Below are 15,269 nucleotides of genomic sequence, written 5' to 3'. Positions count from 1 at the left end.
CTCCCCTCTTGGGAGAGGGCTGGTGAGGGGTAGCTCTTGCGTTAGAAATCCCATTTTAGATTTCACACCTCCCCAACCACCCCCGACCCTATGCGACCAACGATTGACTGCCGGCGCGTGTGCCCGCCACCGAGGCGCGGTATACTGCCGCGCCTTTTTAGCGTCGCGCCAGCAGCCCCGGCGTGCCTTGAAAGGTGCTTGCAACCGACCGATGCACCCAAGCTGCAAGCACCTTATTGAATGTTCCCGTCTTTTAGAGGAGCGCGACTCATGACCGTGATCAAGCAAGACGACCTGATTCAGAGCGTTGCCGACGCCCTGCAGTTCATTTCCTATTACCATCCCGTGGACTTCATCCAGGCGATGCACGAGGCCTACCTGCGTGAAGAATCGCCGGCAGCTCGCGATTCGATGGCGCAAATCCTGATCAACTCGCGCATGTGCGCCACCGGCCACCGCCCGATTTGCCAGGACACCGGCATCGTCACCGTGTTCGTACGCGTGGGCATGGACGTACGTTGGGATGGCGCCACCATGGGCCTGGACGACATGATCAACGAAGGCGTGCGCCGGGCTTACAACCTGCCGGAAAACGTCCTGCGTGCCTCGATCCTCGCCGACCCGGCGGGCGCTCGTAAAAACACCAAGGACAACACCCCGGCCGTGATCCACTACTCCATCGTTCCAGGTAACACCGTGGAAGTGGACGTGGCGGCCAAGGGCGGCGGTTCCGAGAACAAGTCGAAAATGGCCATGCTCAACCCGTCCGACTCGATCGTCGACTGGGTGTTGAAGACCGTTCCGGAAATGGGCGCTGGCTGGTGCCCACCGGGCATGCTCGGCATCGGCATCGGCGGCACCGCCGAGAAAGCCGCGGTGATGGCCAAGGAAGTGTTGATGGAATCCATCGACATCCACGAGCTGAAAAAGCGCGGCCCGTCCAACCGTATCGAAGAGATGCGTCTGGAGCTGTTCGAGAAGGTCAACCAACTGGGCATCGGCGCCCAAGGCCTCGGCGGCCTGACCACCGTGCTCGACGTGAAGATCATGGATTACCCGACTCACGCCGCTTCGTTGCCGGTGTGCATGATCCCGAACTGCGCCGCTACCCGTCACGCGCACTTCGTGCTCGACGGTTCCGGCCCGGCATCCCTTGAAGCGCCACCGCTGGACGCCTATCCGGAAATCGTCTGGGAAGCCGGCCCGTCGGCTCGTCGCGTCAACCTTGACACCCTGACGCCTGAAGACGTGCAGAGCTGGAAGCCGGGCGAAACCGTCCTGCTGAACGGCAAAATGCTCACCGGTCGCGATGCTGCGCACAAGCGCATGGTCGAGATGCTGAACAAGGGTGAAACCTTGCCGGTGGACCTGAAAGGTCGCTTCATCTACTACGTCGGCCCGGTTGATCCGGTGCGCGAAGAAGTGGTTGGCCCGGCTGGCCCAACCACGGCAACGCGGATGGACAAGTTCACCCGTCAGATCCTAGAGCAAACCGGCCTGTTGGGCATGATCGGCAAATCCGAGCGCGGCCCTACCGCGATCGAAGCGATCAAGGACCACAAAGCCGTTTACCTGATGGCTGTCGGCGGCGCGGCTTATCTGGTGGCGCAGGCCATCAAGAAATCCCGCGTGGTGGCGTTCGCCGAACTGGGCATGGAAGCGATCTACGAGTTCGACGTGAAAGACATGCCGGTGACCATTGCGGTTGATAGCAAGGGCGAGTCGGTCCACATCACCGGTCCTGCCATCTGGCAGAAAAAGATCAGTGAAAGCCTGGCGGTGGAAGTGCAGTAAGCACGACCTCACGCAGCGAAAAGCCGGCCTGTTGGCAACAACAGGCCGGTTTTTTTATGCCTGACAAAAAGTAATCAAAAGTACTCAATGTTGTATTGATATGTTCTAAGCAAATGCCATCGACCTGTCAGATCTGACAGGTCACAGCAACAGCCTCGCCTGATAAGTTGAACGCACTGGTTGCACTCTCTGTCATGGCGGATACCTGGATGGCCACGGAACAACAAGGCACGCTCGAAATCAATGCACCGTCCCTGCCCAAAGGGGGCGGCGCCATCCAAAGCATCGGCAAGGGCTGGGGCGCGGTGGGCACCAGCGGAGCGGCGTCGCTGGAGTTGCCGCTGCCGATCAGCAACGCGCCCAACCGCGGCATGGTGCCCGCCCTGGGTCTGGGCTACAGCAGCGATGTGGGCAACAGCCCGTTCGGCATCGGCTGGAGAATGACCACCAACGCCATCACCCTGCGCACCACCAAGGGTGTGCCCAGGTATGAAGGCAGTGACTCGGTGGTCGGCCCCAGCGGTGATGTTTGGATGCCCGAGAAGGGTGACAATGGCGAGATTCTCTTCAGAGAGGTGTCCGAATACAACGACGTTAAAAATCTGGGTAACCATCGTGTCGTGCGTTATTGGCCGCGGGTCGAAGGCTCCTTCGATTTGATCGAGCACTGGACCAACATCGACCATCCCGACAACCCTGCGGGGTTCTGGTTGATCCACGGTGCCGACGGCAGCCTGCACTGCTATGGCAAAACCGAAGCCTCGCGCCGGGCCGATCCTAACGACAAAACCCATGTCGGCGTCTGGATGATCGATGAAAGCCTCAACTTGCGCGGCGAACATGTGGTGTACGAGTACAGGGCTGAAGTCGAAGAGCCGCAAGCCCCACAATTTCGTGACTACCGCTCGCAGCGTTACCTGTACCGGGTCTTGTACGGCAACGCCGTGGCATCCGCCGACCTGTATTCATGGAAAGCCAACGGCTGGAAGGACGAGCAATGGCATTTCCACCTGCTATTCGACTACGGCGAACGCAGCGCTGACCTGACGCAAGTCCCCACCTATCTGCCGATCAACGACTGGCAAGTACGCAGCGATCCCTTCTGGAACTACGCCTACGGTTTCGAACTGGGCACCCGCCGCCTGTGCCGGCAGGTGCTGATGTTTCATCAGTTTGTCGATGAGCTGGGCGCCGAGCCGGTTCTGGTCGAGCGCATGCTGCTCGAACACCGCAAAAGCCCCTTGGGCTACAACCACCTGACCGCCGCCCACATCCAGGCTTATGACAACCAGGGGCAGATGGAAAGTCGCCCGCCCATGGAGTTCGTTTACAACCCCTTTGAACTCGATCCGGTGCGCGAGGGTTATACCGAGTTTCCAGACATGCCCGGCCTCGATGACGGGCAACATTATCAGCTGGTGGACGTGTATGGCGAAGGGATGCCCGGTGTGCTGTTTCGCATTGACCAGGCCTGGTATTACCGCGAGCCCCTGCGCGCCGAAACCGGCGATGACGCTGTGCATTATGGCGATTGGGCGCAATTGCCTCACATTCCGGTGGCCGATAGCAGCAAGCCGATTCGCCAGTCCCTCAGCGACCTGAGCGGCGATGGCAAGCTCGACTGGGTGATCGCCCGTCCCGGCATGTCCGGTTTCTTCACCCTAAATCCCGACCGCACCTGGTCGAACTTCGTGGCCTACGCGGCATTTCCCACGGAGTTTTTTCATCCCATGGCGCAATTGGCAGACCTGGTGGGCGACGGCCTGACCGACCTGGCCCTGATCGGCCCTCGTAGCGTGCGGCTGTATGCCAGCCGTCGAGAGGTCGGGTTCGCCAACGGCACCGATGTGCCCCACGATGACGATTCATTGCCGTTGCTAAGCAATGCCCCGACCGAGCTGGTGGCCTTCAGCGATGTGCTGGGCAGCGGTCAGCAACACTTGATCCGCATCCGTCACAATGAGGTCAAATGCTGGCCGAACCTGGGTCATGGGCGGTTCGGCAAAGGCTTCGTGCTGTGCGCCCTGCCCTTCGACTACGCCGAGTTCGACGCCTCGCGGGTGCAACTGGCGGACCTCGACGGCTCGGGCGCCGCTGACCTCATCTATCTGGAGTCCGACTATTTCCGGGTGTTCATGAACAACAGTGGCAACGGCTTCGATCTGACATCGGTCGACATACCGTGGCCCACGGGCGTGCGTTACGACCGGCTCTGCCGGGTCAGCATCGCCGACTTGCAGGGGCTGGGTTGTTCCAGCCTGATCCTGACCGTGCCACACATGGCCCCCAGGCACTGGCGCTACGATTTCGTCAAGGCCAAGCCTTACCTGGTGAATGCCACCTACAACAATATGGGCACCGCCACCGGCGTGACCTATCGCAGCTCGGCCCAGGAATGGCTGGATGAAAAGGCCGAGTTGATCGCGGCTGGCAAAGCCCCGGTATCGCACCTGCCGTTCGCCATGCACTTGGTCAGCCAGCAGACCCAGCTCGATGAAATCACCGGCAATCGACTGACCCAGTGCTTCACCTATCGCAAAGGCTTTTACGACAGTCTCGAGCGTGAGTTCCGCGGCTTCGGCCTGCTGCTGCAAACCGACACCGAAGCCTCGGCCGCCGAACGCGCAAGTGAGGGTTTCACCGCGCCGTTCCTAAGCAAAACCTGGTTCCACACCGGCAAAGCCGTGGACATGCGGGAGGACGATTACTATGCTCGTGACCCGCTGGCCGTGCCATTGGGCGACACCCTGCTGCACGAATACCACCTCAATGACGCGGCCGGTCGGTCAATCGTCCCCGACGAATCACTGGCCCGCGAAATGGCCCGTGCGCTTAGTGGTTCAGTGTTGCGAACCGAGGTCTTTGCCGCTGACGATGATCCAGAAATCGCCGTGCCCTACACGGTGGCAGTGAACCGTTTTCTGATCCGTGAATTGAGGCCCAAAGGTGACCACCAACCTTATGCCGTGCTGCAACCTCTGGCACTGGAAAGCATCGCCTATCAATATGAACCGGCGCTCGCCGACGACCCGTTAGTCCAGCACACAATCAATCTGACGTGGGACAAGTTCGGCAGCCTGACCCACGGTTTTACCGCGCATTACGCCAGGCGCAAAACCGTCGATGACACACCACCCTTTACCGTCTGCGAACCTGGTGATGAGCGCGATGAGTGTTATGAAAACACCTGGTGGACGGACGCTCACGATCCGGCCCAGCAGAACTGGTATTTGACTCAGGCCAAGGCCGAGTACCGTCACATCGAGCACCTCCAGAGTTGGCGGCTGGGTCTGCCTTATCGTCAGCGCGGTAACGCGCTGGTCCTGGAAAAGGCTGACCTTGATCCTGCCGACATCAACTATGAAAACTTCCTTGAGCGCAGCCAGGAGGGTGGGCAATGGGCAGCTCAAGCAGTGCTGACCGGTTTGTCCCTGCAGCATTATCAGAATCCGGCCACCGGCGATTTACTGGACCCGGACAAGTTGATTTTCGAAGCCCTGCCCGACTATCAGGAGATCGCCGAACTGGATGCCACCGCCCTGAATGCCTACGACAAGCTCAAGGACGAAGCCGGCCACATGCCGTTCAACCTCAAGGAAAAGCTCGAATCGCCTGAAGTGGGTTACCACATCATGGAGTGGTTCTTGCCTGATTCCGAAGCGGGCGAACCGGACGACCCGACTGACGCCAAAAACTACTTGTGGTCGGTACGCAAAGGATTCCCCACTTACCACAAGCTGGAGGGCTTCTATAACGTTGAAAAATTCCAGCAGACCAAAAGTCACGGCATCACTACGGTCGCTTACGACAAGTACTGGTGCCTGAGCACTGCCGTAACATTGCCGGACGGTTGCACCACGAAAATCCTCGACGCCGACTACCGGACGTTCTTGCCCGCCGGCATTGAAGATCCCAACCGTAATATCCAGGAAGCCCGTTACAACGCATTCGGCGAAGTGTTGGTGACAAGCTTTCATGGCACCGAATTGGGCGTCGAGGTGGGTTTCGAGCCGCTTGCCGAGTACCAGCCACCGGCTGACCGCAGCCCGGACACGGCCATCGCCGCGCCCAAGGACGCTATCGGCGACTACGCCACGGCGACTTTCTCCGCCCCTTTCAGCTGGATGGGCCAAGTTCCAAAAACTGCTTTGGAACCCTGGCTGGCGTGGGCTCGCACCGAAGGCTTTATGCTGCCCAGCGGCCACATTCGCACCCGCGCCCGTTTGCACCTCGAAGACCTGGAAACACCTTCGTCGAACGAGCTGCTGCTACAAAAATACATCGACGAGGCCCATCGAGAACCGGTGCATGTCGCGACCTTGCAGGCCGACCGTTACCCCGGTGACCCCGAACTGCAAATCCGTGTGGCCATCGCCTGTTGGGATGGTTTCGGCCGATCCCTGCAAGCCAAACAGGAGGTCGAACCAGGCATGGCCTGGGTGGCGAATGACAAGGGCGAGCTGGAACTCGACGAAGCAGGACGCCCCAAGGAAGCACACGCGACACGGCGCTGGCGGGTCAGCGAACGGGTCGAGTACAACAACAAGGGAGAAACGGTGCGGATCTATCGACCGTACTTCGCGAACGTGTACCGCTACATCAACGACGAGGTGATCCGCGAATCCGGTTACCACGATCAACAGTTCTACGACGCCGCCGGCCGGCCGACGCACACCGTACTGGCGAAAAAAATGCCGCAAGGTGAACACTCGGAACTAAAACCGTTGCGCCGGGAACAGCGCTACCGCTGCTGGTACACCATCGCCTTCGATGAAAACGACTTGTTTGACCCGCCACCCACGCAACGGACAAAAAGGACCGTGGGATGAACAGTGTCCATCGCCATACCCCTGCCCTGAACGTGACCGACAGCCGCGGCCTGCCCGTGCGCCAAGTGAGTTATCTGCGCCGAGTGGTCATCGATGCCCCCGTCGCGCACGTCACCCGCCAGCAACACGACGCCGCAGGAAGGCAGGTGGCGCAACGCGACCCACGCTTGAAGGTGCCCAACCTGGTGACCCTTCATAGCCTGTCCGGGGCGGCATTGTGCACCGGCAGCGTGGACGCCGGATGGCGTCTGGGTTTGCCGGGCGAGGCACAGCAAGCCGTGGAGCGTTGGGATGGCCGCGGCAGTCATTGGCGCATTGAGTACGACGAGCAACGGCGACCTGTGGCCATTCATGAACAGACCAACGGGCAACCTCCGCAGGCCCTGGAACGCCTGAGCTACGCCAACGCCGATGCCGAGTTCGCCGACCGCAACCAGTGCGGTCAATTGCGGCGCCATGACGACGCGGCCGGGGTGATGCTGCTCGATCAACGCGCCCTGACCGGTGAGGTGATCAGCCAGACCCGGCGTTTTTTGCCCGATGCGCAAATGGCCGACTGGCCCCTGGATGAGGCTGCACGAGACACCTTGCTGGAGCCCGACAAACGCTATATCACCCGCCAGCGTTACAGCCCGCTGGGCGAGTTGATTCGCCAGACCGATGCCGGTGACCATCAGCAACGCTGGAGCTTCAACCGCGCTGGCCAACTCAACGGTATTGAATTGACCCTCAACGGCAAGGACGCACAGGCACTGCTCACCGCCACGGACTACAACGCCGCAGGCCAGTTACTCAGCCAGACTGCCGGCAACCGTGTCACCACCCTCGCCACCTTCGAACCCGACAGCGGCCGACTGTCGCACCTGAGCGCGGCAGCCCCGGGCAAAGACCCGTTGCAGAACCTGAGCTACAACTACGACCCCGTGGGTAACATTTCCCTGCTGATGGACCACCTTCAGACCGTGGGATATTTCGCCAATCAGCGGGTAGCACCCGAAACCACCTACACCTACGACAGCCTTTACCAGCTCGCCAGCGCCAGTGGCCGTGAAGCCATTGGCGCAAGCATTCAGCCAGGCCTACCCGAGCTGATCAGCCCCATCGATCCGAGCCTGCTGCTCAACTACACCCAGGAATACGAATACGACGAGGGTGGCAATCTCACCGTGCTGCGCCACCAGCGCTCAGGCAACCACTACACCCGGACGATGCGCGTCGCCGACGACAGCAACCGCGCGGTGCCCTGGCAGGAAGGCGACCCGGATCCGGACTTCAGGACCCGCTTCGACCGTAACGGTAACCTGCAAACCCTGATGCCCGGCACGCAGCCCATGACCTGGGACGGGCGCAATCAGTTACAGGAACTGATCACCGTCTACCGCGCCAACGCCGCCAACGATGGTGAGTACTACCGCTACGACAGCCAGGGCGCGCGAGTGCGCAAAGTCCACCTCGCGCAGGCCAAAACCGTGGCCCATCGCCGGGAAGCGCGTTACTTGCCCAACGTGGAAATCCGCACCCTGGACAGCAGCGAAGAACTTCACGTCATCAGCGTGCCCCTCGGCTACGGCAACGTACGTTGCCTGCACTGGGTCAAGGGCAAACCCGACCTTATCGAGGCCGATCAACTGCGCTACAGCCTTAACGATCATTTGGGCTCCAGTACCCTGGAACTGGACAAAAATGCCGCCATCATCAGCCACGAAGGTTATTACCCTTACGGCGGGACGGCCTGGTGGGCGGCTCGTTCGACAGTGGAGGCCGACTATAAAACCATTCGTTACTCGGGCAAGGAAATGGATGTCAGTGGGCTTTACTACTACGGGCTGCGCTATTACGCGCCGTGGCTACAACGCTGGATCAGCGCCGATCCGGCGGGGGATGTGGATGGCCTCAATCTGTATGCATTTGTGGGGAATAACCCGCTGTTTTACGTGGACAGCAACGGAACACAAAAAGAAAAACACGAAATCTACAGTTATGCGCTTTTCATTTCGAGCCTCGCCTCAAACGTCATTCCAACCCTTGGGCAAATCGAAAAAATCGCCGATAGAAGCGGTATTCCAAATAGCCTGCTGAAAAATACACTTAGCGAAGGCTTAAGCGCCACGGCTGCGTTCTTTGGTGGGTTCTACGCTAGCGAGGCAATCGGCAGTCTATTATCTGGAGTCGACATCAATCTTGATCCCTTTGTCGTCGGTTTTATCGGAGGAAACGCCGGTGGCGATCTGGTCGGCGAATCAGAAGCAGCGATCAGTGCGCCCTTCAAGCGGGTGCGTCCACTCATACCGCAAACATCAACAATGACCATCGCCGAGATTGATCGCCAGGCGGGGCTCGATGTGAGCAGCAACGACGGCAGTGTCCTCGACCAGGGAATACTCACGTTCCTTGGCAGATTCGTTGGATCGGTGGTCCCTGGTGTCAACGCGCTAATGGCCTTGGGTGCTCGGGCTCAGGAGGCGGAGGACATCAAGAACGGGCTCACTCCTTCAAAAATCGATAAAATCGAAAAAATGCTCGGTAACTGGAAAACGACCACCGAACAACGCTGGGCTGAAGCTAAAGCCAACTTTGAACAGTTGGGCACTGACGTCATTTATCCCGCCGACATAATACCCAACGTGAATAACATGACGCCTAAAAGTATGCTCCAGCCCATTCATCTCGCCGGTCTGGAGAAACTAACCAAGGTCACTCTAGCCAAAATAGGCCGGAGCGAGGAACGTATGCGCCTCTACAAAGAGGCTGGCACCACGGATAACAGGTTTCTGGAAAGGAACCGAAGAAGAGCAACCTAGCCCCGCTACACCTATCGACTGGCGTTTAATCAAGGTGCGGTGGAGGGTCGTGCATCGGCAACAAACCCGGACGGCATGCTATCGTGCGTGCCCGTATTCCCAGTGTTTTCTACAGCATGATTCCAACTGCTCGTGCCGTGCGTTTGTCGTTGTATACCCTGTTGATCCTCGCCGGCGCGGCCCTCGCGGCCGGTTTGGCCATTCGTCACGCCGAGCGTCAGGCCATGGTCGAAGACGCCGCCCGCGCCAATCAGCAATTGGCGCTCTACGCCAATTCCCTGCACACCCTGATCGATCGCTACCGCGCCCTGCCCGCCGTATTGGCGCTGGACCCGGAATTGCGCGCCGCCCTTAATGGTTCGGTATCGGCTGAACAGCAGGACGCACTGAACCGAAAACTGGAAAAAATCAACGGCGCGGCGCAGTCCTCGACCCTGGAACTGCTCGATCACACCGGCCTTGCCGTGGCGGCGAGCAACTGGCGTTTGCCCAGCAGTTATGTCGGCCACAATTATGGCTTTCGCCCCTACTTCAGCCAGACCCGCACTCAGGGCACCGGGCGTTTTTACGCAGTGGGGGTGACGAGCGGGATTCCCGGCTACTTCCTGTCCAGCGCGGTCACCGATGACAACGGCCAGTTCCTCGGCGCGATGGTGGTGAAACTCGAGTTTCCGGAATTGGAGCGCGAGTGGCGTCAGGGCAGCGACACCCTGCTGGTCAGTGATGCGCGCGGGATTATCTTCATCGCCAACCAGCCGGGCTGGCGCTATCGCTTGTTGAAACCGCTGAGTGACAGCGATCAAGCCGAGCTCAAGGCTACCCGCCAATACGACAAACAACCGCTAACACCGCTGGAATACCAATCGGTTCGGCGCTTCGACGACAACAGTGATCTGTCGCGGGTCGTGGGGCCTGACGGGACCGCGAATTACCTGTGGGAATCGCTGCCGCTGAGCACTGAAGGCTGGACCTTGCATCTGCTGCGCCGCCCGCAAGTCGCGTTCGAAGACAGTCGCAACGCCGGGCTCGCCGCTGCCGGGCTGTGGCTGGCGGTGGTGTTTCTGTTGCTGTTTCTCAATCAGCGCTGGCGTTTGGCCAAGCTGCGCCAGCGCAGTCGCGAAGAGCTCGAACAACTGGTGGAAGAACGCACTCGCGACCTGCGCACTGCTCAGGACGGTCTGGTGCAATCGGCCAAACTCGCCGCACTCGGCCAGATGTCTGCCGCGCTGGCCCATGAAATCAACCAGCCGTTGACCGCCCAGCGTATGCAGCTTGCTACTCTGAGGCTGCTGCTCGATCACGGTCGGGTCGACGACGCCTACAAGGCGCTCAGGCCGGTGGATGACATGCTGACGCGCATGGCCGCCCTCACCGGCCACCTGAAAACCTTCGCCCGCAAAAGTCCCAGCGGTTTACGCGAACGCCTGGACCTGGCGGCGGTGGTGGACCAATCGTTGCAGCTGCTCGACACAAGGTTGCGCGATGAACAGGTCAGCACGGTGCTGCACCTGACGCGCCCGGCCTGGGTGCGCGGCGATGCGATTCGTCTGGAACAGGTGCTGATCAATTTGCTGCGCAATGCCCTGGACGCCATGCAGGACAAACCCTGCAAACGCCTGGAAATCCGTCTCGAAGCCGACGAACAACTCTGGCGCCTGACGGTTACCGACAACGGTGGCGGCATTGCCGAAGAGCACTTGGCGAACGTGTTTGATCCGTTCTTCACCACCAAACCGGTGGGCGATGGCCTGGGCCTCGGGCTGGCCGTATCCTTTGCCATCGTTCATGAATCGGGCGGACGCCTGAGCGCCGACAATCATGCAAACGGCGCGGTGTTTACCGTGACGTTGCCTATCGACCTGGAGACGCCTGGCTCATGCTGAATTCCGTGATGGTGGTCGACGACGAAAGCAGTATTCGCAGCGCCGTCGAACAATGGCTGAGCCTGTCGGGGTTCGAGGTGCAGTTGTTCAGCCGCGCCGATGAATGCCTGGCGCAGCTGCCCAAGCATTTCCCCGGCGTGATTCTCAGCGACGTGCGCATGCCTGGCATGACCGGCCTGGAACTGCTGGCCGAGGTTCAGCGCCGCGATGCCGACTTGCCGGTGATTCTGCTGACCGGTCACGGCGATGTGCCGATGGCGGTCGACGCCATGCGCGATGGCGCCTACGACTTCCTCGAAAAACCCTTCAGCCCCGAAACCCTGCTTGGCAGTCTGCGCCGCGCGCTGGACAAGCGGCGGCTGGTGCTGGAAAACCGCGCCTTGCACGAGCAGGCGGACAACCGCGCCAAACTCGATGCGACGCTGCTGGGCGTGTCCCGTGGTTTGCAGACGCTGCGCCGGCAAGTGCTGGACCTGGCGACGCTGCCGGTCAATGTGTTGATTCGCGGTGAAACCGGCAGCGGCAAGGAGTTGGTTGCCCGTTGCCTGCATGACTTCGGGCCACGCGCCGACAAACCGTTTGTGGCACTCAATTGCGCGGCAATTCCCGAGCAGCTGTTCGAGGCCGAGTTGTTCGGCCACGAGAGCGGCGCGTTCACCGGCGCGTCGGGCAAACGCATCGGCAAGCTCGAATACGCCGATGGCGGCACGCTGTTTCTCGATGAGATCGAAAGCATGCCGCTGGCCCAGCAGGTGAAATTGCTCCGGGTGTTGCAGGAACAGAAACTGGAGCGGTTGGGCTCGAATCAAAGCATCCGCGTGGATTTGCGAATCATCGCCGCAACCAAACCCGACTTGCTGGACGAAGCCCGGGCCGGACGTTTTCGCGAGGATCTGGCCTATCGGTTGAACGTGGCCGAGTTGCGGCTGCCGCCGTTGCGTGAACGGCGAGAAGACATTCCGTTGTTGTTCGAGTCGTTTGCGCAGAACGCAGCCGAGCGTTTGGGGCGCAGCTTTCCACCGCTGAGTGGTCCGCAGTTGAGCCATCTGCTGAGCCACGACTGGCCTGGAAATGTGCGCGAACTGGCGAACGTGGCCGAACGTCAGGTATTGGGACTTGGCGAGCCGGAACCGGTGGGGATCGATCCCGGGCAGTCGCTGGCGGCGCAGCAGGAAGCGTTTGAAGCGCATTGTCTACGCGCGGCGTTGACCCGGCATAAAGGCGATGTGAAAGCGGTGTTGGAAGAGCTGCAGCTGCCGCGCCGGACCTTTAATGAAAAGATGCAGCGGCATGGACTGACCCGCGAGTTGTTTTTGCGGGACAGCTGATTTTTTGTGGCGCTTGATCTGGCCTCATCGCGAGCAAGCTCGCTCCCACATTTGAATTGTGTACACCTGCCCTGTGGGAGCGAGCTTGCTCGCGATGGGGCCAGTACTGGCGAAACAAATTCATGCCTTAGTAAGCGATTTTTCGCCCACTCATAACTCTTAATAAGCGGATTCCCGCTCACTACATCTCGTCACCCCCTCTAAACCGGTCCTCCTCCCGTTGGCACACCTCCTGCTATAGCCCAAGCAGGCTGCGTTTCAACGCGCTCCACAAAAACAATTAAATGAAGGATCCGTCATGGATAACTCACAAACCCTGCCTCTTGGGTCGACCGCTTCGCCTGCCAAAGAAAGAACCACTGCCAGTCGCATCAAATCGATCTTCAGCGGCTCTGTCGGCAACATGGTCGAGTGGTACGACTGGTACGTCTACGCCGCGTTCTCCCTGTACTTCGCCAAAGCCTTTTTCCCCAAAGGCGACACCACCGCGCAACTGCTGAACACTGCTGCGATCTTCGCCGTGGGCTTCCTGATGCGCCCGATCGGTGGCTGGCTGATGGGCCTCTACGCGGACCGCGCCGGTCGCAAGAAAGCGCTGATGGCTTCGGTGTACCTGATGTGTTTCGGCTCGCTGCTGATCGCCCTGAGCCCGGGTTATGAAACCATTGGCATCGGCGCACCGATCCTGCTGATTTTCGCCCGTTTGCTGCAAGGCCTGTCGGTCGGTGGCGAGTACGGCACCTCGGCGACGTACCTCAGCGAGATGGCGACCAAGGAACGTCGCGGCTTCTACTCCAGCTTCCAGTACGTGACCCTCATCTCCGGTCAGCTCATCGCCCTGGCGGTGCTGATCGTTCTGCAAAACGTGCTGACCACCGAAGAGTTGTATGCCTGGGGCTGGCGCATTCCGTTCGCCATCGGCGCGCTGTGTGCCGTGGTCGCGCTCTACCTGCGTCGTGGCATGGAAGAAACCGAGTCGTTCACCAAAAAAGAGAAGGCCAAGGAAAGCGCGATGCGCACCTTGATGCGTCACCCGAAGGAACTGATGACCGTGGTCGGCCTGACCATGGGCGGCACCCTGGCGTTCTATACCTACACCACCTACATGCAGAAATACCTGGTGAACACCGTCGGCATGAGCATCACCGACTCCACCAGCATCTCTGCGGCTACGCTGTTTCTGTTCATGTGCCTGCAACCGATCATTGGCGGGCTCTCGGATAAAGTCGGTCGCCGGCCAATCCTGATTGCCTTCGGTGTTCTCGGAACGCTGTTCACCGTGCCGATCCTGACCACCCTGCACACCATCCAGACGTGGTGGGGCGCGTTCTTCCTGATCATGGCGGCGCTGATCATCGTCAGCGGCTACACCTCGATCAACGCGGTGGTCAAAGCCGAACTGTTCCCGACCGAGATTCGTGCACTGGGCGTTGGTTTGCCGTATGCGCTGACCGTGTCGATCTTCGGCGGCACCGCCGAATACATCGCGCTGTGGTTCAAGAGCATCGGCATGGAAACCGGGTACTACTGGTATGTGACTGCGTGTATTGCCGTGTCGTTGCTGGTGTACATCACCATGAAAGACACCCGCAAGCATTCGCGGATCGAGACGGACTGAGTCAGTCCGCGCAATAAAAAAAGGGGCAGACCTTAACGGGTCTGCCCCTTTTCATTGCCCCTACACAAAACCTGTGGGAGCGCGTCGACTGGAAATAAAATGTTGGTCCTTGCACTATTGACGCATCCAGAATGCAGCCCAGGAATTCACCTCATGCCCGACGACATCCATTTCTACGAACCCGCCAACGGCCACGGTCTGCCGCATGACCCGTTCAATGCCATCGTCGGCCCGCGTCCCATTGGCTGGATTTCCTCTCAGGATGCCGATGGCCGCCTGAACCTGGCGCCTTACAGTTTCTTCAACGCCTTCAACTACATTCCGCCGATCATTGGTTTTTCCAGTGTCGGGCGCAAAGACAGCCTGAATAACATCGAACAGAACGGCGAGTTCGCGTGGAACCTGGCGACCCGTCCGCTGGCCGAGCAGATGAACCAGTGCTCTGCCATGGCCCCGCCTGAGGTCAACGAGTTCGAGCTGTCCGGGCTAACCCCGGCAGCGTCGAAAATCATTCAGGTGCCGCGCGTCGCCGAAAGCCCGGTGTCCTTCGAGTGCAAGGTCACGCAGATCATTCAGTTGCAGCGGGCCGATGGCGAAGTGGTGCCGAGCTGGCTGATTCTCGGCGAAGTGGTCGCCGTGCATATCGCCAAGTGGCTATTGAAGGATGGCGTGTACGACACCGCCGCGGCAGAACCGATTCTGCGCGGCGGTGGGCCAGCGGATTACTTTCAGCTGGGGCCAGAGGCGTTGTTCAAAATGTATCGCCCGGGGGCGAAAAGGTAATTACCAGATCAGGTCGCCGTCTTCGCCGACGCCTTTGAGGTGTGTCAGCTCCAGCGCGGCGGCTTCATCGGCATCTCGGGCAGTTTTGAAGGTTTGCTCTTCGAGCAGCTTATGAAAGCGCGGCGCACCCGACCCACCGATGGCTTTGGTGGCGATTGCGGCGTAATAACCGCCTTCACGAGGTACTACGGCAGATACGGCTTCGAAGGTTTCAAAGGCTTTGCGTGCCATGT

Annotated in this window: 8 protein-coding genes; 7 read left to right on the top strand and 1 reads right to left on the bottom strand. The window is 59.9% G+C overall.

The window, feature by feature from the left end; genetic code table 11:
* Positions 1-270: 270 nt before the first annotated feature.
* The 7 genes from ACYZT7_RS07350 (at position 271) to ACYZT7_RS07320 (ending at position 15,036) form a co-directional block, all read left to right on the top strand.
* Positions 271-1,794, top strand: coding sequence for a fumarate hydratase (locus ACYZT7_RS07350; RefSeq protein ID WP_462040510.1), 1,524 nt, complete (start codon positions 271-273; stop codon positions 1,792-1,794).
* Between the two features lie 209 nt (positions 1,795-2,003).
* Positions 2,004-6,623: a SpvB/TcaC N-terminal domain-containing protein gene (locus tag ACYZT7_RS07345; RefSeq protein ID WP_462040509.1), complete on the top strand. Its 4,620-nt coding sequence runs from the start codon at positions 2,004-2,006 to the stop codon at positions 6,621-6,623.
* Positions 6,620-9,424 (top strand): RHS repeat domain-containing protein, encoded by a 2,805-nt coding sequence (locus tag ACYZT7_RS07340; RefSeq protein ID WP_462040508.1) that lies wholly within the window; start codon positions 6,620-6,622, stop codon positions 9,422-9,424. The genes ACYZT7_RS07345 and ACYZT7_RS07340 overlap by 4 nt, the downstream gene beginning before the upstream one ends.
* A gap of 116 nt (positions 9,425-9,540) precedes the next feature.
* The gene (locus tag ACYZT7_RS07335; protein WP_462041758.1) at positions 9,541-11,307 is read left to right on the top strand and encodes a sensor histidine kinase; all 1,767 of its coding nucleotides are present in this window, start codon (positions 9,541-9,543) and stop codon (positions 11,305-11,307) included.
* A complete protein-coding gene (locus tag ACYZT7_RS07330; protein WP_462040507.1) occupies positions 11,301-12,635 on the top strand; it encodes a sigma-54-dependent transcriptional regulator in 1,335 nt (444 codons plus the stop codon). Before ACYZT7_RS07335 ends, ACYZT7_RS07330 begins: the two co-directional genes overlap by 7 nt.
* Positions 12,636-12,933: 298 nt before the next feature.
* Complete coding sequence (locus ACYZT7_RS07325; RefSeq protein WP_462040506.1) at positions 12,934-14,253, top strand: MFS transporter; 1,320 nt, start codon at positions 12,934-12,936, stop codon at positions 14,251-14,253.
* Positions 14,254-14,406: 153 nt separating this feature from the next.
* Positions 14,407-15,036 (top strand): flavin reductase family protein, encoded by a 630-nt coding sequence (locus ACYZT7_RS07320; protein ID WP_462040505.1) that lies wholly within the window; start codon positions 14,407-14,409, stop codon positions 15,034-15,036.
* Here ACYZT7_RS07320 and ACYZT7_RS07315 read toward each other — a convergent pair whose 3' ends face one another.
* Positions 15,037-15,267 carry a hypothetical protein gene (locus ACYZT7_RS07315; RefSeq protein WP_449644878.1) on the bottom strand — a complete coding sequence of 77 codons (231 nt, stop codon included), beginning with the start codon at positions 15,265-15,267 and terminating at the stop codon, positions 15,037-15,039. It abuts the gene before it with no gap.
* Positions 15,268-15,269 lie beyond the last annotated feature (2 nt).

The sequence above is a fragment of the Pseudomonas sp. RT4P38 genome, assembly GCF_054897765.1.
This window is presented reverse-complemented; position numbering and strand designations above follow the sequence as displayed.